This window comes from Paraburkholderia acidipaludis NBRC 101816 (assembly GCF_000684975.1).
In the GTDB taxonomy this organism is placed as follows: Bacteria; Pseudomonadota; Gammaproteobacteria; order Burkholderiales; family Burkholderiaceae; genus Paraburkholderia; species Paraburkholderia acidipaludis.
Map to the genome: position 1 here is coordinate 35,461 of NZ_BAXZ01000036.1, position 20,588 is coordinate 56,048.

At 66.9% G+C, this 20,588-nt stretch carries 19 protein-coding genes; 17 read left to right on the forward strand and 2 right to left on the reverse strand.

Translation table 11 applies throughout. The features are described from left to right. Positions 1-24 precede the first annotated feature (24 nt). The 14 genes from asd (at position 25) to BAC01S_RS28565 (ending at position 16,039) form a co-directional block, all read left to right on the forward strand. Entirely contained in the window at positions 25-1,146 is a 1,122-nt protein-coding gene (gene asd, locus BAC01S_RS28500) for an aspartate-semialdehyde dehydrogenase (RefSeq protein ID WP_027797812.1), read from the forward strand. Positions 1,147-1,367: 221 nt separating this feature from the next. Beyond that, positions 1,368-3,512: a FimV/HubP family polar landmark protein gene (locus tag BAC01S_RS28505; RefSeq protein ID WP_052408867.1), complete on the forward strand. Its 2,145-nt coding sequence runs from the start codon at positions 1,368-1,370 to the stop codon at positions 3,510-3,512. 20 nt (positions 3,513-3,532) lie between these two features. Further along, positions 3,533-4,327: a tRNA pseudouridine(38-40) synthase TruA gene (truA, locus tag BAC01S_RS28510; RefSeq protein ID WP_027797814.1), complete on the forward strand. Its 795-nt coding sequence runs from the start codon at positions 3,533-3,535 to the stop codon at positions 4,325-4,327. Positions 4,328-4,365: 38 nt separating this feature from the next. Continuing rightward, on the forward strand, positions 4,366-5,064 hold the full coding sequence (locus BAC01S_RS28515; protein WP_027797815.1) for a phosphoribosylanthranilate isomerase: 699 nt from the start codon (positions 4,366-4,368) through the stop codon (positions 5,062-5,064). A gap of 63 nt (positions 5,065-5,127) precedes the next feature. Next, the gene (trpB, locus tag BAC01S_RS28520; RefSeq protein WP_027797816.1) at positions 5,128-6,321 is read left to right on the forward strand and encodes a tryptophan synthase subunit beta; all 1,194 of its coding nucleotides are present in this window, start codon (positions 5,128-5,130) and stop codon (positions 6,319-6,321) included. Between the two features lie 20 nt (positions 6,322-6,341). After that, entirely contained in the window at positions 6,342-7,259 is a 918-nt protein-coding gene (locus tag BAC01S_RS28525) for a DNA-methyltransferase (protein WP_027797817.1), read from the forward strand. A gap of 52 nt (positions 7,260-7,311) precedes the next feature. After that, complete coding sequence (gene trpA, locus BAC01S_RS28530; protein WP_027797818.1) at positions 7,312-8,127, forward strand: tryptophan synthase subunit alpha; 816 nt, start codon at positions 7,312-7,314, stop codon at positions 8,125-8,127. A gap of 137 nt (positions 8,128-8,264) precedes the next feature. Next, positions 8,265-9,137, forward strand: coding sequence for an acetyl-CoA carboxylase, carboxyltransferase subunit beta (gene accD / locus BAC01S_RS28535; RefSeq protein ID WP_027797819.1), 873 nt, complete (start codon positions 8,265-8,267; stop codon positions 9,135-9,137). A 151-nt stretch (positions 9,138-9,288) separates the two neighbouring features. Continuing rightward, complete coding sequence (gene folC, locus BAC01S_RS28540; RefSeq protein ID WP_027797820.1) at positions 9,289-10,599, forward strand: bifunctional tetrahydrofolate synthase/dihydrofolate synthase; 1,311 nt, start codon at positions 9,289-9,291, stop codon at positions 10,597-10,599. A gap of 50 nt (positions 10,600-10,649) precedes the next feature. Further along, the gene (locus BAC01S_RS28545) at positions 10,650-11,567 is read left to right on the forward strand and encodes an SPOR domain-containing protein (RefSeq protein WP_027797821.1); all 918 of its coding nucleotides are present in this window, start codon (positions 10,650-10,652) and stop codon (positions 11,565-11,567) included. Between the two features lie 7 nt (positions 11,568-11,574). Next, positions 11,575-12,069, forward strand: a complete 495-nt coding sequence (locus tag BAC01S_RS28550) for a CvpA family protein (protein ID WP_027797822.1) — start codon at positions 11,575-11,577, stop codon at positions 12,067-12,069. Positions 12,070-12,221: 152 nt separating this feature from the next. After that, a complete protein-coding gene (gene purF, locus BAC01S_RS28555) occupies positions 12,222-13,769 on the forward strand; it encodes an amidophosphoribosyltransferase (RefSeq protein WP_027797823.1) in 1,548 nt (515 codons plus the stop codon). Between the two features lie 122 nt (positions 13,770-13,891). Continuing rightward, on the forward strand, positions 13,892-15,088 hold the full coding sequence (locus BAC01S_RS28560; RefSeq protein WP_027797824.1) for an O-succinylhomoserine sulfhydrylase: 1,197 nt from the start codon (positions 13,892-13,894) through the stop codon (positions 15,086-15,088). A gap of 90 nt (positions 15,089-15,178) precedes the next feature. After that, entirely contained in the window at positions 15,179-16,039 is an 861-nt protein-coding gene (locus tag BAC01S_RS28565) for an MOSC domain-containing protein (RefSeq protein WP_027797825.1), read from the forward strand. Positions 16,040-16,072: 33 nt separating this feature from the next. On the opposite strand, the gene BAC01S_RS28570 is transcribed toward BAC01S_RS28565, so the two are convergent. Both BAC01S_RS28570 and BAC01S_RS28575 read right to left on the reverse strand, forming a co-directional pair. Beyond that, complete coding sequence (locus tag BAC01S_RS28570) at positions 16,073-16,870, reverse strand: AraC family transcriptional regulator (RefSeq protein WP_027797826.1); 798 nt, start codon at positions 16,868-16,870, stop codon at positions 16,073-16,075. A gap of 64 nt (positions 16,871-16,934) precedes the next feature. Further along, positions 16,935-17,276, reverse strand: coding sequence for an FKBP-type peptidyl-prolyl cis-trans isomerase (locus BAC01S_RS28575; RefSeq protein WP_027797827.1), 342 nt, complete (start codon positions 17,274-17,276; stop codon positions 16,935-16,937). A gap of 179 nt (positions 17,277-17,455) precedes the next feature. Here BAC01S_RS28575 and BAC01S_RS28580 point away from each other — a divergent pair, with 179 nt between their 5' ends. The 3 genes from BAC01S_RS28580 to BAC01S_RS28590 all read left to right on the forward strand — a co-directional run. Next, entirely contained in the window at positions 17,456-18,211 is a 756-nt protein-coding gene (locus tag BAC01S_RS28580; RefSeq protein WP_027797828.1) for a sensor histidine kinase, read from the forward strand. Between the two features lie 117 nt (positions 18,212-18,328). After that, on the forward strand, positions 18,329-19,741 hold the full coding sequence (locus BAC01S_RS28585; protein WP_027797829.1) for a hemolysin family protein: 1,413 nt from the start codon (positions 18,329-18,331) through the stop codon (positions 19,739-19,741). A gap of 293 nt (positions 19,742-20,034) precedes the next feature. Then, positions 20,035-20,588: contractile injection system protein, VgrG/Pvc8 family (locus BAC01S_RS28590; protein WP_027797830.1), on the forward strand; the 554-nt coding region annotated here is incomplete at its 3' end.

Consider the following 20,588-nt stretch of genomic DNA (forward strand, 5'->3'; position numbering starts at 1 on the left):
AAGTGTCCATTTCAAGGGTAAGTCATGAATGTAGGTCTCGTAGGTTGGCGCGGCATGGTCGGCAGCGTGCTGATGCAGCGCATGCAGGAAGAACGCGATTTCGACCTGATCGAACCGGTGTTTTTCAGCACCAGCAACGCAGGCGGCGCGGCGCCGTCGTTCGCCAAAAACGAGACGAAGCTCAAGGACGCGAACAGCGTCGACGAGCTCAAGAAGTGCGACGTCATCATCACCTGCCAGGGCGGCGACTACACGAACGAGGTGTATCCGAAGCTGCGCGCGGCGGGCTGGAAGGGCTACTGGATCGACGCGGCTTCCGCGCTGCGCATGCAGGACGACGCCGTCATCATCCTCGACCCGGTCAACCTCGACGTCATCAAGGACGCGCTCGTCAAGGGCCAGAAGGATTTCATCGGCGGCAACTGCACGGTGAGCCTGATGCTGATGGCGCTGGGCGGCCTGTTCCGCGAGAACCTCATCGACTGGATGACGGCCATGACGTACCAGGCCGCTTCGGGCGCGGGCGCGCAGAACATGCGCGAACTGCTCGCGCAGATGGGCACGCTCAACGGCGCCGTGGCGGCGGATCTCGCGAACCCGTCTTCGGCGATTCTCGACATCGACCGCAAGGTGCTCGCCGCCATGAACAGCGAAGCGATGCCGACGCAGCATTTCGGCGTGCCGCTCGCGGGCTCGCTGATTCCGTGGATCGACAAGGATCTCGGCAATGGTATGTCCAAGGAAGAGTGGAAGGGCGGCGCCGAAACCAACAAGATTCTCGGCAAGCCGGCCATGGGCGAGCCGGGATCGATCCCCGTTGATGGGCTGTGCGTGCGCATCGGCGCGATGCGCTGCCACTCGCAGGCGCTCACGATCAAGCTGAAGAAGGACGTGCCGCTCGACGAGATCGACGGCATCCTCGCTTCGGCCAACGACTGGGTCAAGGTCGTGCCGAACCAGCGCGAAGCGTCGATGCGCGATCTGTCGCCGGCCGTGGTCACGGGCACGCTCACGGTGCCGGTGGGCCGTCTGCGCAAGCTCGCGATGGGCGGCGAGTACCTGTCGGCCTTCACGGTGGGCGATCAGCTGCTGTGGGGCGCCGCCGAACCGCTGCGTCGCATGCTGCGCATTCTGCTCGACAAGTGAATCATTTAAACTACGCGGCTAATGACGCGTAGAGACGATGAAAAGCGCCGCGCCAGTCGCGGCGCTTTTTTATTTCGATCGCGTGTGTCTGTGATTTCTTGCAAGCTCGTATCTGTATCTGATTCGTCGACAACCGCGCGAGCGGTATGCCAGGGCACCTGATGATCGTTCGATTTGATTCTGTTCCCGCAGCCATGGGGCGGCGGGCAGCAAGCGTCGCCATGGCGGCGGTTTTCCTTGCGCTGAGCGGCGTCGCCAGCGCGCAAGGCGGTGCGGCGGCCGCGGCGTCTTCCGCATCGGCTCCGGCCGCACCTGAGCCGGCCGCACCTATCGTCGGCCAGTATTCGGTCCGTCCGGGGCAATCCCTGCACGACATCGCCGTCGATCTCACGCAGTCGCACGACAAAAATCTGCTGGCCAACGTCGGGCAGGCGCTGTTCGACGCCAATCCCGCTGCGTTCTCGAAGCACGACCCGAGCCGTTTGAAGATCGGCGCCGTGCTGAACGTGCCCGGCGTGCCGGGTGTCGTGGCCGGTGCCTCTGGCGTGACGGCTGCGTCCGCGCCAGAGGCGGCTTCGGCCCCGGTGGCGGGTGCGCCCGCGAGTGCGCCCACTGCTGCGTCGGCGGCGAGTGCGCCGGCACAGGCTGCGGCACAAGGCGCATCGGCTGCCGCGGCGGCTCCAGCGAGTGCAGCGGCGGCGGCGGCGTCGGCGAGTGCCGTGTCCGCGGCTTCCATGCCGGTTACGGCCGCCAGTGCGGCGACTGCCGCGAGCGGGGCGAGTGCTCCTCCAGGCGCTGCGGCATCGGGCGCGTCGGCTGGCGCTGCTGCAAGCCCAGCGAGCGACACCCATGTCTGGAGCGGCTCGGTCGTCGCCGCGCCCGTTGCCAGCGCGGCTTCCGCTCAAGGGGCGTCGTCGGCGCGGATGTCGGTTCCGCTGTCGAGTCTGCAGCAACTGCTCGAGCTCAAGAACCGTGTGCTCATGGCCCTGCAGAAGCACGGCATCGGCAAGCCGGTCCAGGCTGTAGGCGCGAGCGGGGCCGTATCCGCGAGCGGAGCGGCCACGCCCGGCGTGAGTCGCCCCGCGCCGGGTGCGGCAAGCCCGGCCGCGAGCGCGGTGCAGCCGGAGCTGTCGCCGGTGACCTTGGGCGTGGCGGCAGCCATCGGCGCCGCGCTTCTCGCGCTGATCCTTCGTTTGCTGATACGCAAGCGCAAGAAGCCCGTTGTCGCCGAAGCCGCCCCGCTGGACGTGCCTGGAGCGCCGGTCGCGAACGAAGCGGCCGAGCCGCCGGTACTGGAAACGCCGCTACGCGAGGCACCGGCTGCTGCCGTACCGCCGGCCGAAGTCCCGCGGCACGACGAAATGCCCGAGCACGCAACGGACCCCGCGAGCGTTCCGGCCGCGGCGGATCCCGGCGGCGAAGCGCTTGCGCCGGCACACTCCGAAGCGGCACACGAACTGCCGGAGCAGGATACCCAAGCCTCGCCGCAAGAGGAACCCGAAGAGCCTGGCCCGGCGACGACGCACGGCGTCGAACCGGGCGCTGCCGCGCTGCCGCCGGAGGGCCTTGCGTCCGGGCGCGGCGAAGGCGAGGCCGAGGAACCGGCACCGGCAGCCGAACCGGCATTGCCCGAAGCCGCTCCCGAGCCGCACGGCGACGCGACACCCGACGAGCACGCTGCCGAGCCGTCGCTCCCGCCGACGGAACCGGAAGTGCCTGCGCTGGACCTGGGCGCACCGCACGCCGTGCCCGAGCCGCAACTCAGCCTGCCGCCGCACCCTGAGGGCACGCCGTTCCCTGAAGTCGTACCTTTTGCCGAGCCCGTATTGCCCGCAGTCGCAGCAGAAGACATGAATTACCCAGCCGTACCGCCCGCGTTCCCGTTAGATGCCGTCCACGCACTCGGCGGTCTCGACATGCCGCTGCCTCCGCGGATCGAGGCCGACCCCGCCGACCCGTTCGCGGCGCACGCGCCGCTCTCGACGGAGCCGGTGAACTCGCCCGAAACGACGGCGGCGCAAGCCATGCCGTTCGCCGAGCCGCCTGCACCGCCGGCCGGCGAGGCCATCGAAGCGGGCACGGCAGGCCCGGGTGCGATTGCCGGCCTCGGCGCTCCGCGCTTCGGCCCGCTCACGCTCGACTTCGACCTGAACCTGCCGCCCGATCTGGCCGAGCCGCTGCCGGTCTTCACGCCCGAGCAGTTGGCTCGGATCGCACGCAACAAGCTCGAACTCGCGCACGAGTACATCGCGCTCGGCGATCTGGCGGGCGCCCGCTCGCTGATCAACGAGGTGATCGAGTCGAACGACTACGCCACGCGTTCCGACGCGCAGGCGTTGCTCTCGACGCTCGCGCCGCTCTCGTGACCCTGAGCGGGCGAGTCCGTATGCGTATCGCGCTAGGCGTTCAATACGACGGGGCCGCGTTCTGCGGCTGGCAATCGCAGCCGCACGGCAAGACGGTGCAGGACGCGCTCGAACGCGCCTTGCGCGAGTTTGCATGCGTGCCGCTGCCGACCGTCGTGGCGGGCCGCACCGACACGGGCGTCCACGGCCTCGGCCAGGTCGTCCATTTCGATACCGAACTCGATCGCGCGCCATTTTCGTGGGTGCGCGGCACCAACGCGTTCCTGCCTTCGACGGTCGCCGTGCAGTGGGCGCAGCCAATGCCCGAGGCGTTCCACGCGCGGTTTTCGGCGTTCGAGCGCACGTATTACTACGTGCTGTACGTGAACGCGGTGCGCTCGCCGATGCTGGCGGCCCGCGCGGGCTGGATCCACACGCCGCTCGACGTCGACGCAATGCGCGAGGCCGCCGCCCATCTGATCGGCGAACACGATTTTTCGGCGTTCCGTTCGTCGGAGTGCCAGTCGAAGACGCCGGTCAAGCATCTCTACCAGATCGATATCCGTCCGCAGGGCGATTTCATCCATTTCCGCTTTCGCGCCAACGCGTTCCTGCACCACATGGTTCGCAACCTGATGGGCTGCCTCGTGGCGGTGGGGCGCGGGCGCTATCCGGCGGCGTGGATGACCGAGGTGCTGGCGGGGCTCGACCGCACCCAGGCCGCGCCGACCTTCATGCCCGACGGGCTCTACCTCGCCGAGGTAGGCTATCCTGACGAATTCCAGGTGCCGGGACCGCATACGGCGAGCTTGCCGTGGAGCGCTATCTGGGCCTGACCTCGGGGCGCAACATCGAACCGCATACCTTATCCGCCATGACTGCTGCCGATTCTTCCACGGCTCAAGCCACCGCACCCGCCCAGCGCCGCACGCGCATCAAGCTGTGCGGCCTGAGCACGCCCGAAGCGGTGGCGCACGCCATCGACCTGGGCGCCGACGCGATCGGCCTCGTGTTCTATCCGAAGAGCCCGCGTTCGGTGACGGTGGCGCAGGCAGTCGAGCTCACCCACGATATTCCACCCTTCGTTTCGGTGGTGGGGCTCTTCGTGAACGCGACGCCGCAATGGATCGGCGAGGTGGCGAGCAATGTCTCGCTCACGCTGCTGCAGTTCCACGGCGACGAAACGCCGGCGCAGTGCGAATCGCTGTCGGCCGTTGCCGGTTTGCCCTGGTTGCGCGCGCTACGGGTGGCGGCCGATACTCGGCAGGCCGATTTGATAGAATCGGCAAACAGTTATTCGTCAGCCAGCGGCCTCCTGTTCGACACGCATGTCGAAGGGTACGGCGGTGGCGGGAAGGTCTTCGATTGGTCACTTATCCCCGCAGGGCTCGCGCGTCGGGCCGTTTTGAGTGGTGGCTTGAACGCGCAAAACGTCAGTGATGCGATTCGCCAGGTGCGTCCGTACGCCGTCGATGTCTCCAGTGGCATCGAGGTCCCGGGCGCAAAGGGCGTGAAGGATCACGCCCGCATGGCGGCGTTCGTGCGCGCAGTGCGCGAAGCGGACGCGGGATGAAAAACACTTTGGCCGGCCGGCGCTCGCGCAACGCGAGGCGCCCAGGGCTCAAGCGAGTGACTTATGTACAACTTACCCGATGAACGTGGCCATTTCGGTCCTTATGGCGGCGTGTTCGCTGCCGAAACCCTCATGCAGGCGATCGACGAACTGCGCGACGCCTACGCGAAATACAAGGACGACCCCGACTTCCGCGCCGAATATGAGCGCGAGTTGAAGCATTTCGTCGGCCGTCCGTCGCCGATCTACCACGCCCAGCGCTGGAGCGAGATGGTGGGCGGCGCGCAGATCTACCTGAAGCGCGAAGACCTGAACCACACCGGCGCCCACAAGGTGAACAACGTGATCGGTCAGGCGCTGCTCGCGAAGCGCATGGGCAAGCCGCGCGTGATCGCCGAAACGGGCGCGGGCCAGCACGGCGTGGCCACGGCCACCATCGCGGCGCGCTTCGGCATGGAGTGCGTGGTCTACATGGGCGCCGAGGACGTGCGCCGCCAGGCCGCGAACGTCTATCGCATGAAGTTGCTGGGCGCGACCGTCGTGCCGGTGGAATCGGGCTCGCGCACGCTCAAGGACGCGCTCAATGAAGCCATGCGCGACTGGGTCACCAACGTCGAAAACACCTTCTACATCATCGGCACCGTGGCAGGCCCGCACCCGTATCCGATGATGGTGCGCGACTTCCAGCGCGTGATCGGCGACGAATGCCGCGTGCAGATGCCGGAAATGACAGGGCGCCAGCCCGACGCCGTGATCGCGTGCGTGGGCGGCGGATCGAACGCGATGGGCATCTTTTACCCGTATATCGACGACACTTCGGTGCAGTTGATCGGCGTGGAACCGGCCGGTGACGGCATGGAGACGGGCCGTCACGCCGCCTCGCTCGCCGCCGGCACGCCGGGCGTGCTGCACGGCAACCGCACCTATCTGCTGCAGGACGAGAACGGCCAGATCATCGAGACGCATTCGGTTTCCGCGGGTCTCGACTATCCGGGCGTCGGTCCCGAGCACGCGTGGCTCAAGGACAGCGGCCGCGCGCAGTACGTGACGATCGACGACGAGGAAGCGCTCAAGGCGTTCCACGACTGCTGCCGCATCGAAGGCATCATTCCCGCGCTCGAATCGAGCCACGCGCTCGCGTACGCGGCGAAGCTGGCACCGACACTGCCTAAGGAGAAGATCCTGCTGGTGAACCTGTCGGGCCGGGGCGACAAGGACATGCACACGGTCGCCGAGCGATCGGGCATCCAGTTCTGAGCCCCTGAGTGACCCAAGCGATGCGCGACGAGTTCGACGAGCCGCAAGCCCCGGCGCCCGACAGCGATCTGACCGAAGCGGTTGCCGCAGCCACACGCTGCGTGCAACCTTCGGAAGGCGCGCTGCCGGTCTTGCCGGACAGCATCCGGCTTCTGAACCGCGATTTTCTGACCGATGCAGCGAACCTGCCCGACGCCTCGATCGACCTGATCGTCGCCGACCCGCCCTACGGGCTCGGCAAGGACTACGGCAACGACTCCGACATGCGTTCGGGCGAGCATTTTCTCGCCTGGACCTATGAATGGCTCGGGCTGGCGATCCCGAAGCTCAAGCCCAGCGGTTCGCTCTACGTGTTCTGCACCTGGCAGTACGCCCCGGAAATCTTCGTCTTCCTCAAGTCGAAGCTCACGATGATCAACGAGATCGTCTGGGACCGGCGCGTGCCGAGCATGGGCGGCACGACGCGCCGTTACACCTCGGTGCACGACAACATCGGTTTCTTCGCGGTGTCGAAGGACTATTACTTCGATCTCGATCCCGTCCGCATCCCGTACGATGCCGTCACGAAGAAGGCGCGTTCGCGCAAGTTGTTTGAAGGCAGCAAATGGCTGGAGCTCGGCTACAACCCCAAGGACGTCTGGTCCGTTTCGCGGCTGCACCGGCAGCACGCGGAGCGGGTGGATCATCCCACCCAGAAGCCCCTTGAGATCGTCGAGCGCATGGTGCTCGCGAGCTGCCCGCCGGGCGGCCGCGTGCTGGACCCGTTCATGGGCAGCGGCACCACGGCAGTCGCCTGCGCACGCCAGAAGCGCGAATTCGTCGGCTATGAAATCAACGAAAGTTACTGCGCGATCGCGCGCGAACGCGTGAGCGCGGCCGTTGCTCCGGCAGCCGCCTGCGCGTCCGTCGCGCCCGCAACCGTCGTGGCCGGCGCCTGATGCGCCGCCGCCGTTGCCACGCGCGGTAACGACTGAAACAGAGGACCCTGAAATGTCCCGTATCAAGAACACGTTCGAAACGCTGGCCGCCCAGCAGAAGAAAGGCCTCATCCCGTTCATGACCGCCGGCGATCCCGATCCGGCGCGCACCGTCGAATTCATGCACGCGCTCGCCGCCGGCGGCGCGGACGTGATCGAGCTGGGCGTGCCGTTTTCGGATCCGATGGCCGACGGCCCGGTGATCCAACAGTCCTCGGAGCGCGCGCTGGCGAAAGGCGTCACGCTCAAGAGCGTGCTGGCCGACGTGAAGCGCTTCCGCGAAACCGACGACAAGACGCCGGTCGTGCTGATGGGCTATGCGAACCCCATCGAACGCATGGGCACGGAGGCATTCGCCGCCGCCGCGAAAGCGGCGGGCGTGGACGGCGTGCTGGTGGTGGACTATCCGCCCGAAGAATGCGTGAACTTCGCCGAAAAGATGAAATCGGCCGGCATCGATCCGATTTTCCTGCTCGCGCCCACCTCGACGGACGAGCGCATCGCCGAAGTCGGCCGCGCCGCGAGCGGCTATGTCTATTACGTCTCGCTCAAGGGCGTGACGGGGGCGGCCAATCTGGACGTCGCGAGCATCGCGAGTAAAATGCCGGCCATCAAGTCGCGCGTGCCGTTGCCCGTTGGCGTGGGCTTCGGCATTCGCGACGCGCAGACCGCCGCCGCGGTTGCCGCCGTGAGCGATGCCGTCGTGATCGGCAGCCGTATCGTGCAGTTGCTGGAGCAAACGCCGCCACAGACCGCGGCCGAAACGCTCCAGGCGTTCATTGCGGGCATCCGCGCCGCGCTGGACGGCAAGGCTGGCGGCAAGGAATAAGAGACCTGCAGGACCTGCGGTAAAATCCACTTTTCGCCATGCGCGGTCGGGGTCGGAACCCGGTCGAAATTGCCGGATCGCCCGTTTGGAGCGTCCCGTCCGCGCCGCGCATCACGAAGGTCAAGGAAGGATAATCAATGAGCTGGCTCGACAAACTGCTGCCGCCGAAGATCAAGCAAACCGATCCGAAAAGCCGCAAGAGCATTCCGGAAGGCTTGTGGATCAAGTGCCCGTCGTGCGAGGCGGTGCTGTACCGCAACGACGTCGAGGCGAACCTCCATGTCTGCCCGAAGTGCGATCACCATATGCGTATCGGCGCGCGCGAGCGCCTCGATGCGCTGCTGGATCCGGAAGGCCGCTATGAGATCGGCCAGGAGATCGTGCCGGTCGACGCGCTCAAGTTCAAGGACAGCCGTAAGTACCCGGACCGCCTGAAAGAGGCGATCGACGAAACCGGCGAAACCGACGCCATGGTCGTGATGGGCGGCGCGATCCACACGCTGCCCGTCGTGGTGGCGTGCTTCGAGTTCTCGTTCATGGGCGGCTCGATGGGCTCCGTGGTGGGCGAGCGCTTCGCGCGCGGCGCGCAGAACGCGCTTGAGCAGCAGGTTCCGTTCATCTGCTTCACGGCCTCGGGCGGCGCGCGCATGCAGGAAAGCCTGCTTTCGCTCATGCAGATGGCCAAGACCACGGCCATGCTGACCAAGCTCGCCGACGCGAAGCTGCCGTTCATCTCCGTGCTGACCGACCCGACCATGGGCGGCGTTTCGGCCAGCTTCGCGTTCCTTGGCGACGTGGTGATCGCCGAGCCGAAGGCGCTGATCGGCTTTGCCGGCCCGCGCGTGATCGAGCAGACCGTGCGCGAGAAACTGCCGGAAGGCTTCCAGCGCTCGGAATTCCTGATGCAGAAGGGCGCGATCGACATGATCGTGGACCGCCGCAAGCTGCGCGAAGAGATCGCACAGCTCATCGCCATCCTGTCGCGCCAGCCCGCGGACGCGGTGGCCTGAAGCGCCTCTCCCGCATGTCCCCACGCGCCGCAAGCCTTAGGCAAGCGGCGCGTTGTCATTTCCGCGATAATGCCGTTTTTTCCTCGCAGGCCTGACGCGCTGCGATCAGCAGACGCGGCAGGGCGCGCCCCCGCATAGCGATATCCGTCCGATGAGTACCTTTCCCACCCTCGACGCGTGGCTCACGCATCTTGAAACCGCGCATCCGGTCGGCATCGACATGGGGCTCCACCGGATCCGCCAGGTCAAGGAGGCGCTGCCGCTGAAGTTCGACTGCCCGATCTTCACGGTGGGCGGCACGAACGGGAAGGGCTCGACCTGTGCGATTCTCGAAACGATTCTGCTGAAGGCCGGCTGCCACGTGGGCTGCCACACCTCGCCGCACCTGCTGTCGTTCAACGAGCGCGCCCGCGTCGACGGCCAGCAGGCAAGCGATGCCGACCTGCTGCCGCACTTCGAAGCCGTGGAGGCCGCGCGTCTGTCGCTGCCGCAGCCGGTCTCGCTCACGTACTTCGAGTTCACGACGCTCGCGATCATGCTGCTGTTCGCCTCGCGCGGGCTCGACGCGGTGATTTTCGAAGTGGGTCTCGGCGGTCGTCTGGACGCCGTGAACATACTCGACACGGACTGCGCGATCATCACGAGCATCGACCTCGATCACACCGAGTACCTGGGCGACACGCGCGAGAAGATCGCCTTCGAAAAGGCCGGTATCTTCCGCCCGGGCAAGCCCGCCATCTGCGCCGATCCCGTGCCGCCGCAGTCGCTCGTCGATCATGCCGAGGCGATCGGCGCCGATCTGTGGCGCTTCGGGCGCGATTTCCGCTATGAGGGGCAGGCGGGCAGCGAGCGCCAGCAATGGAATTACGTGGGCCGCGCGCAGCGCCGCTCGGCGCTGGCCTACCCGGCGCTGCGCGGGGCCAATCAGCTGATCAATACCTCGGCCGCGCTCGCCGCGCTCGAAGCCCTGCGCGATCGCCTGCCGGTTTCCGCGCAGGACATCCGCCTCGGCCTCGCGAACGTCGAGCTGCCGGGCCGCTTCCAGGTGCTGCCGGGCAAGCCGGCGGTGATCCTCGACGTGGGCCACAACCCGCATGCCGCCGCCGTGCTCGCGCAGAACCTCGGCAGCATGGGCTACTTCCCGTACACCTACGCCGTGTTTGGCGCGATGCGCGACAAGGACATTGCCGGCGTGATCCAGCATCTCAAGGGCGAGATCGATTACTGGTGCGTGACCGGTCTGCCGGGGCCGCGTGCGGCTTCTGCGCAACAGCTGGAAGCCGCGTTGCGCGAGGCCGGCGTCGAGGATGGCCCGGACAGCAGCGTCACGTGCTACGAATCGCCTGCCTCGGCTTTTCAAGATGCGCTAAAACGCGCATCTGAAAATGATAGAATTCTTGTTTTCGGTAGTTTCCTGACAGTTGCCGGCGTGATGGCCTGGCGAAAGTCGCAGCAGCACTGAACCTGCACACGCCGCCACGCTACGCAGATACAGGCCTAAAGCAGCCATACATGGGAATTTTCTCGTTCGGCAAGAAAGACGACGCGGCGCCCCGACGGCGCGGCGCTGAAGCCGGCTCGGGCCGGCGTAGCAGCCAGAGCACGCGCGTGGAGCGGCGCAGCCGCCGGCCGGACCGGTCGGCCGACGCCGAAGCGATGCTGCTCGATCCCACCCTTCCTGAGAAGCAGCGCGCGCGCCGGCGCCTCGTGGGCGCGATCGCGCTCGTGGTGGCGGCTATCGTGATCTTGCCGATGGTGCTCGATTCGCACCCGAAGCCCGTTACCGACGACATCGCGATCGACATTCCGAGCCGCCCGACGCCGCCCGGCGCGAAGGCCGCGGCCCGCGACGACGCCGATAGCGACGACGATACGCAGGCCGGCGTCGCGCCCGACAATCCCGGCGCATCGAACCTCGCGACGGTGGCGCCAGGCGCTTCCGCGGCGCCGGCGCAGGGCGCCACAAGCACCCAGAGCGCGGCCACGGCCGGCACGAAGGCCGCCACGCAGACTCAGACCCAGACGACCGCCGCCGCGAAGACCTCCGCGGCGCCGACTTCCGCCGCCGGCAAGCCTGTGGCCAGGCCGGCTGCGCCCTCGGCGAACATGGCCGTTGCGTCGAACCAGAACACGAACGCCGCCGGAAGCGGTGACAGCGGGGACAACAGCAGCCCGCCGCCCACGCCGCCGGGCTCGCGCTTCGCCGTGCAACTGGGCTCGTTCAGCAATGCCACGGCCGCGAGCAACTGGGTGACGAAGTTGAAAGCGGCCGGCGTACCCGCATATACCGAGCAGCGCAAGCAGCCCGACGGCTCGACGCGCACGCTGCTGCGCGCAGGCCCGTTCCCGGACCGCGCGGCGGCTTCTGAGGCGATCGCGAAGGTGCGCGGCGCGGGCTTGATGGCGGGTTCGAACGGGGCAGCGGATTAAGCCGCCGATGTTCACCGCCTTCGACTACGCTGTAATGGCGGTGATCGGTTTGTCGGCGCTGCGCGGGGCGTGGCGCGGACTGATCGGCGAGATTTTCGGCTTGATCGGCTGGATCGTCGCGTTTCTGGTGGCCTGCCGCTATGTGGAGCGCGTGGTGCCGTGGATTCCGGCGCACTGGCCGGGCGGCGCCCTCACGCAATGGCTGATCGCCTTCGCGCTGATCGTGATAGGCGTGGTGCTCGTGGCCGGCGTGGCGAATGCGCTGCTTGGGCGGATCGTGCAGGTGAGCGGACTGTCCGGCGTGGACCGGTCGCTCGGTTTGATGTTCGGCCTCGTGCGAGGCGTCGTGCTGGTGCTGATTCTCGTCGTCCTCGGCGGACTGACGGAGCTGCCCCAGCAGGACTTCTGGCGCAATGCGCTGCTGCGGCCCTATGCCGAGCAGGGCGTGCGCGAACTGAAACCGCTGCTGCCCGACGCGCTCGCGGCTTACGTTCGCGTCTAGCCTGCCCGGGCCGATGCGCCCGGAGCCGACCGGACACCAACGGGGCAAGGCCGTTCGAAAAGCAGCACTGCCCACGCGGCGAGAGGCGAGGCTCAGGCCCCTCCGCCGCCATCGCGCGGTTTTACCGATTTCGCTTTCTTGAAGGACCTGCCATGTGCGGCATCGTAGGCGTAGTTTCCCGCTCTCCCGTCAACCAGCTTCTCTATGACGCGCTGCTGCTTCTGCAGCACCGCGGCCAGGACGCGGCCGGCATTGCCACCGCGAACGGCAGCACCATCCACATGCACAAGGCCAACGGCATGGTGCGCGACGTGTTCCGCACGCGCAACATGCGCAGCCTGCCGGGCACCAGCGGCATCGGCCAGGTGCGCTACCCGACGGCCGGTTCGGCGTCGAGCGAAGAAGAGGCCCAGCCGTTCTACGTGAACGCGCCGTTCGGCCTCATCCTCGCGCACAACGGCAATCTCACGAACTGGCAACAGCTCAAGGAAGAGATGTTCCGCGTCGATCGCCGGCACATCAACACCAACTCCGACACGGAAGTGCTGCTCAACGTGCTCGCGCACGAACTGCAGACGGCCAGCTCGGGCCTCGAGCTCGATCCGGCGGCGCTCTTCAAGGCCGTCTCGGGCGTGCACAAGCGCGTGCGCGGCTCGTACGCCATCGTTTCGCTGATCGCCGGCTACGGCCTGCTCGCGTTCCGCGACCCGTTCGGCATTCGCCCGCTGTGCATCGGCAAGCTGGAGACGCCGGAAGGCACCGAATGGATGCTGGCTTCGGAATCGGTGGCGCTGGAAGGCATCGGCTTCGAGTTCGTGCGCGACGTGGCGCCGGGCGAGGCAGTGTTCATCGACTTCGACGGCAACTTCCACTCGCAGCAGTGCGCGGCGGCTCCGAGCCTGAACCCCTGCATTTTCGAGCTCGTGTACCTCGCGCGTCCGGACTCGGTGCTCGACGGCGTGCCCGTCTACAACGTGCGCCTGCGCATGGGCGACTATCTCGCCGAGAAGGTCAAGCGCGAGCTGCCCGACGTGAGGATCGACGTGGTCATGCCGATTCCCGACTCGTCGCGTCCGGCGGCCATGCAGGTGGCGAAGAAGCTGGGCGTGGAATACCGCGAAGGCTTCTTCAAGAACCGCTACGTGGGCCGCACCTTCATCATGCCGGGCCAGGCGATGCGCAAGAAGTCGGTGCGCCAGAAGCTCAACGCCATGGGCATCGAATTCAAGGGCAAGAACGTGCTGATCATCGACGACTCGATCGTGCGCGGCACCACCTCGCACGAAATCGTGCAGATGGCGCGCGACGCGGGCGCGACCAAGGTGATCTTCGCTTCGGCTGCGCCGCCCGTGAAGTACCCGAACGTCTACGGCATCGACATGCCCACGCGCGGCGAACTCGTGGCGCACGGCCGCACGGACGAGGAAGTGGCGCGCATCATCGGTGCGGACCACCTCGTGTATCAGGACGTCGAGGCGCTCAAGCAGGCGGTGCGCGACATCAATCCGGAGCTCAAGCGCTTCGAAGCCTCGTGCTTCGACGGCGACTACATCACAGGCGACATCACGAGCGCCTATCTCGACCGGATCGAGACCGCGCGTCTTGCCCCGCAGGCGCAGTCGGATCGCGACGCCGCGAGCGAAGCGATCGAAGGCGGCGCCGCGCGTTCGCAGCTGCATCTGCAGCTCTCGGTGGAGTAAGACGGGCCGGGGAGTGTGCGAGCCCCGAAACCCCGAAAGCCCGCTTTTGCCGACGCAAAGCGGGCTTTTTTGCGCCCTCGGGTTTCGCGTCCCGGGGTCTTCGAATGGGAAACGACACGAACATGGACGACACCTTCGGCTTCGACACCCTCGCCGTGCGCTCGGGCACGCTGCGCAGCGAGTTCAACGAGCATTCGGAAGCGCTTTACCTCACGTCGAGCTTCTGTTTCGGCAGCGCCGCCGAAGCGGCCGAGCGCTTCAAGAATTCCGAAACCGGCTACACCTACGCGCGCTTCACGAACCCGACCGTGACGATGTTCCAGGACCGGCTGGCCGCGCTCGAAGGCGGCGAGGCGTGCATGGCGACGGCCTCGGGCATGGCCGCGATCATGTCGGTGGTGATGGCCGCGCTGCAGCAGGGCGACCATATCGTCAGCTCGCAGAGCCTTTTCGGCTCGACGCTCGGCATGTTCTCGCAGATCTTCAGCAAGTTCGGCATCACGACCACCTTCGTCGATCCCACCGATCTCGACGCCTGGCAGAACGCCGTGCGCCCCGAAACGAAGATGTTCTTTCTCGAGACGCCGTCTAATCCGCTCACCGAAGTATCGGACATCGAAGCAATCGGCAGGATCGCGAAGGCCGCGGGCGCGCTCTTCGTGGTCGACAACTGTTTTTGCAGCCCGGCGCTGCAGCAGCCGCTCAAGTTCGGCGCGGACGTGGTGATGCACTCGGCCACCAAGTTCCTCGACGGCCAGGGCCGCGTGCTGGGCGGCGCGCTCGTGGGCTCGAAGCCGCTCATCATGGAGAAGGTGTTTCCGTTCGTGCGCAGCGCGGGCCCGACGCTCTCCGCATTCAACGCGTGGGTGCTGCTCAAGGGCATGGAAACGCTCTCGCTGCGCGTGGAGAAGCAGTCGGCCAACGCGCTCGAAATCGCGCGCTGGCTCGAAACGCATCCGGCCGTGAGCCGCGTGTTCTATCCGGGGCTCGAATCGCATCCGCAGCATGCGCTCGCCATGCGTCAGCAAAAGGCCGGCGGCGCGATCGTCTCGTTCGAGCTCAAGGGCGAGACGCCCGAGAAGCAGCGCGAGAACGCCTGGCGCGTGATCGACAATACGAAGGTGTGTTCGATCACGGGCAACCTGGGCGACACGCGCACCACGATCACGCATCCGGCGACGACCACGCACGGCCGCATCACGCCGGAAGCGCGTGCGGCAGCGGGCATCACGGAAGGCCTGATCCGCCTGGCGGTGGGGCTCGAGAACGCGGGGGACGTTCGCAACGACCTCGCGCGCGGGCTCGACGCGGCGGCTTGATGTCGTTGCTTTATTTCGTTCGCCCTACGTAGTATTGTTTCGGGCCGCCTGTTGCGGCCCGTTTTCATTCGTTGCTTGAGGTCGATTGCCATGCCTGTTATTCGCGCGCTGTTCGTGTATCCGGTCAAATCGTGCGGGGCCATCGCGCTCGACACGGCGCCGCTCGAAGCCGAGGGCCTCAAGTGGGACCGCCACTGGATGGCAGTGGACGAGCAGGGCCGCTTCGTGTCGCAGCGCGAGTACGCGGCGATGGCGCGTATCGTCCCGGCCTTCGTCGAAGGCGGCGTGCGGCTTTCCATGGCGGACCTGCCCACCACGCTGCTGCTGCCGTTCGAGCCGCGAGGCGAGGCGCGCCGCGTCGCGGCAACGGTGTGGAAGGATACGTTCGAAGCGCTCGACGAAGGCGACGAAGCGGCGCAGTGGTTTTCCCAGGCGGTAGGCGTGCCGCTGCGGCTCGTGCGTTTCGCGCCCGACGTCACGCGTTTGTCCAGCCCGAAATGGACCCAGGGCGCGGAGGTGCCGACGCAGTTCGCCGACGGCTTTCCGCTGCTCGTCACGAGCGAGGCGTCGCTCGCGGACCTGAATGCACGTCTTGCGCAGAAGGGCGCGCCGCCGGTGCCGATGAGCCGCTTTCGCCCGAATATCGTCGTGGACGGCGAGGGTGCCTTCGACGAGGACTTCATCGAGACGATGTCGATCGACGGAGACGGCGTGGTCCTGCGTTTCGCGAAGCCGTGCGCGCGTTGTCCGATCACGACGATCGATCAGCAGACCGGTTTGCGCGACGCAGCGTGGCCAGCCGAGCCGCTCGACACGATGGCGGCTTTTCGCGCCGACGCGCGCGTGGACGGCGGCCTCACGTTCGGGCAGAACGCCATGGTCGTGGCCGGGGCGGGGACGCGCGTGGCCGTGGGGGCCGAGGTTCAGTGGGAGTGGCGCTTTGATGAATAAGCGCGAGTGAGCGTAAATACGCGCGAGTGAGCGCTAATGCGGCAACGCTCGCCATTGCCCCGGCGCGATGCCGAAGCGCCGCGTGAAGGCGTGCGTGAACGCGCTCTGGTCGCCGAAACCCACTTCGAGCGCGACGTCGATGAGCGAGCGGCGCGGATCGGCCAGCAGCGTCACCGCCGTGTCGATCCGCAGACGCTGGAGGTAGCGGTGCGGCGTTTCGCCGAACGCCTCGACAAACAGCTGATGAAAACGCCGCATGCCGAAGCCGCAATGCGCGGCGAGGTCGGCAATGCGCAGCGGTTGCGCAAGACGGGCGCGCAGCCAGCGGTCGATGCGCGCGAAATCGAGGCCTGCCGCCGCGTCGAACGGGGCGCCGGCCAGGATGCCGGTTTGCGCGATCACGGCGGCGCAGAGCCGTGCTGAAGCATCCCAGTGAAAGCGCCGCGCGCCTGGCTCGCCGCCCGCGGGCGGCGCGGCAAGCGCTGCGCGCTGCGCGATTTGCCGGGCGAGGTGTGCGAGCGCGGGGTCGATGCGCAAGGCGCGTGCCGAATCGAAGAGCCGTTCGGGCACGGCGAGCGCTGCGGCGGGCAGGTCGAGCACGAGCTGGCGGTTCTCGCCGATGCCTACGTAGTCGTGCTGCGCGCCGGCCGGAATCAGCCAGGCCGAGCAGCAGTCGATGCGCTCGCCCACGCCGTTCACGGTCATCTCCATCGCGCCGTCGAGCCCGAGCACGATCTGGTGGAAATCGTGCAGATCGGTTTCCTCGATCGCGCCGTAGCAGCGCAGTTCAACGCTGGGCGCGACGACGGGGGCGTGGTGATGCGGATTCATGGCGGGGCGAGTTCGAACTGCTGCGCGAATTACAGGTAAAAAGCGCTGCAAAGAGCGGCAATGCTCAGACGTCGAGCAGCTCCACTTCGAACACGAGCGTGGCGTTCGGCGGAATCACGCCGCCCGCGCCGCGCACGCCGTAGCCGAGCTGCGGCGGGATCGTGAGCTTGCGCACGCCGCCCACCTTCATGCCCTGCACGCCTTCGTCCCAGCCCTTGATGACCATGCCGCCGCCCAGCACGAAGGCGAACGGGTCGTTGCGGTCCTTGCTCGAATCGAACTTCTGGCCGTCCGTCAGCCAGCCGGTGTAATGCACGCTGACGGTCTGACCCGCGCGCGCTTCGGCGCCGCTGCCCTCGGTCAGGTCCTCGTACTGGAGGCCGGATGCGGTGGTCACGATAGACATGGAAGACTCCTGAATCGGATGGAATAAAAACGCTATTGTAGGCGCACGAGGCGCAACGCAGGCACGGCGCGTGCGAGACAAGCCAACCGGGCGCTCTGGGGTGCCTGCCTATAATGAGGGCTGGCCCGGGGCGCGAACTGCTCTGGTTGGCCCATCATGGGCGAGAGACGAGGACACCGATGGCGTCGACTTCCGATTCCCGATCCGAACGCACGGCGCGGCTGTGCGCCGAAGCCGCGCTGTTCATGCGGGACCATGTGCTCTCGCGCGTCTCGCACGACCTGCGCAGTCCGTTGAATGCCATCCATAGCTGGGCCTACGTTCTCGAGCGCAAGATCGATGCCGCCGACCCGGCGGCGCAGCGCGCGCTGGGCGGTATCCGCACCGGTGTCGAGCAGCAGGTGCAGCTGCTCGAGTCGCTCGTGGACCGGACGCGTGCGCAAACGCGCAAGCTGCAGATCGACCGCGCTCCGTTCGCGCTCGACGCGGCGATCGACGCAGCCGCGGACGCCGCGCGCGGCGCGCTTGCCGAGGCCCGTGAGGTCGCGCTCGCCGTGCAGGGTATGCCGACGGATCTCACGCTCGATGGCGACCGCGAGCGCCTCGTGCAGGCGCTATGGCTGATGCTGGCCTTCGCGGTCGAGTCGAGCGCGCAAGGCGCGAGCGTGACGCTGGAGGTGAGCGCGACGGCTTCCGCCGTTCAGTTCGACGTGAAGTGGACCGCCGCGCCGCAAGCGCTCACCGACGCGTCGCTGCCGCATCTGCTGGAACCGTTTGCGCGCGAGCAGGCGCGCGAGCCGCTGGAGTCGGGGCGCACGGCCTGGGTGCTGGCGTTGTGCCTGCGCGTGGCCGAGGCGCATGGCGGGCGGTTCGAGCAGCGGCCGCTTGCCGAAGGCAAGGCCGCTGCGCTCGGGCTGAACGTGCCGCTGGCGTGAGCCGCGCCGTCCCTGAGGGCGCAATGCCGTTGTCGCCGGCCTCACCGGGCCGCACGGCGCCTTCCCCTGTCTTTCGCCGCTTATACTGAGCGCTTCGCCCTACCGGAGCCCTCCGTCTTGATCCAGGTTATCGCCCTTGTCGGCGCGCTGCTGCTCGTCGCCCTCAACGGTTTCTTCGTGGCCGCCGAGTTCGGCCTCGTCAAGCTGCGGCAGACGCGCGTGCAGAGCCTCGCGGCCCAGCATGGCCTGCGCGGCAAGCTGCTCGCGAAGGTGCACGGGCAGCTCGATGCCTATCTCTCCGCGTGCCAGCTCGGCATCACGCTCGCATCGCTCGGCCTGGGCTGGATCGGCGAACCCGCTTTCGCGCAATTGCTCTCGCCGTTGTTCGAGCTCTTCGGCGTGCAATCCGCGCAGCTGATTCATGGCATTTCGCTCGTGTTCGCCTTCACGGTGATCTCCTTCCTGCATATCGTCGTGGGCGAACTCGCGCCGAAGTCGCTGGCGATCCGTCAGGCCGAGAAGATGTCGCTATGGACGGCCGCGCCGCTCTACGGCTTCTACTGGACCATGTACCCCGCCATCTGGGCCTTGAACGCCAGCGCGAACGCGGTGCTGCGCATTGCGGGGCTCGCATCGGCGCACGGCTCGGACGCTCACTATTCCACCGACGAATTGAAGCTCATCCTGCGTAGCCGCCGTGCCGCAGCCGAGGCCGAAGCCGCCCTGCAGCACACGCACGGTGCGAACGGGACCGGCGCCGACACGAACGGCGGCCGGCCGCCCGCTCTGGCCGCCGTGGCGAATGCCTACAGCGCCGACGAATGGAACACGCTCGCGCACTCGCTCGACTTTTCGCGCATGACCGTATCGGACCTCATGCGGCCCACGCACGAGATGGTGGGGCTGCGGCGCGATCGGCCGCTTGCCGAGAATATGCAGATCGTCGCGCGCCATCGCTTCAGCCGCTATCCGCTGTTCGAGGACGGGTCGGGCGAGCGCGTGGCGGGGCTCATTCATCTGAAGGATCTGCTGCTCGCGCGCGAGGCCGGCCAGGCGCTCGACGATCTCGGCAAGTTCGTGCGCCCGGTGCAGTATGTGAAGCCCGAAGCGCCCGCGCTCGCGCTCTTCAGGCGCTTTCGCAAGGGGGCGCCGCATTTCGCGCTCGTGGGGCGCAAGGGTGCGCGGCCCAATGGCTTCCTCACGCTCGACAATCTGCTGGGCGCGCTGGTGGGCCAGATTCACGACGAATTCCACCAGGCCGACACGGACTGGACGCGCATGGACGACGGCACGCTGATGGGGCGCGGGAGTCTGCCCGTGGTGTCGCTGGAGCAGGCGCTAGGCATCGACATCGACGAAGGGCGCGCGGAATCGGTGGGCGGGCTCGTGATTCATGCGCTGAACGATCTGCCCGCCGAGGGGCAGCGCGTGTCGTTCCCGCAGTTCGACATTGTCGTGAAGAAGATGAAGGGGCCGCGCATCGTGCTCGTGCGCGTTTATCCGAAGGGGCTGGTGGACGAAGGGGGGTGAGCGCTGCCTAAAATGCCGTTCTCTGGCATTCCCGGCCAATCTTTGTGTACCGCGTTTCCACTCCGCAATTCAGTTCAGGGGCTCTGAACGGCCCGTCAGATTTAGCCGCAACATCGCGGCCTTATGCCCTTGGCTGGTCCATGCGTCTGCCTGTCAGACGTTGAGACTCGTCAACATCTCCGATCAAGTCGGTCGACATTCTTTCCTCATCCCGCATAGCCTGACGCGCTAATCGTTGCCTTCGCAACGGCCTGGCAGCGTTCCTTTCTTTTTCGGCAGAGCGGGGATGGCGTATGAATGCAGTAACAAAGAACTTCGCGGTTGCATTGCGCCACCCGAGCGCGCGTCTGCGGCAGCTTCTGCGGGTCTGGGTCGGGATACTCCAGCAGGACTTCCAGGTGGTCAAGTTCCGGGTGCGTGGAGGATTCTGCAAGGACTACGTGGTCGATCTGACGGTGACCGCGTCGCAGCTCGATCTCGACGGCAGGCAGTTCGTCGGGCGGCGCGCGGGGCTGCAGATCGACGAGCGCGTGGCCGTGCCCTCGGTCAGCTACGTCGAACCCGTCGATCATGAAGCCGCCACCTTCAACGGCGTGATCACGCGCATGGAGCGCACCGGCGTGAGTCGCGACGAGGCCACCTACCGGCTGCGCATCGAGCCGCGCTTTGCTGCCCTCTGCAAGCGGATCATCAGGTCAGATACCTTCAAGGACGTGACGCTGCCGGAGATGATCAGGCAGGCGCTGGTTGACCGCAAGAATTTCGATGCCTTCGACGTGGAATTCCAGATCGAAGGGCTGCAGGAAAAGATGGAAGAAGTGGTGATGTACGAGGAGTCCTTATGGGA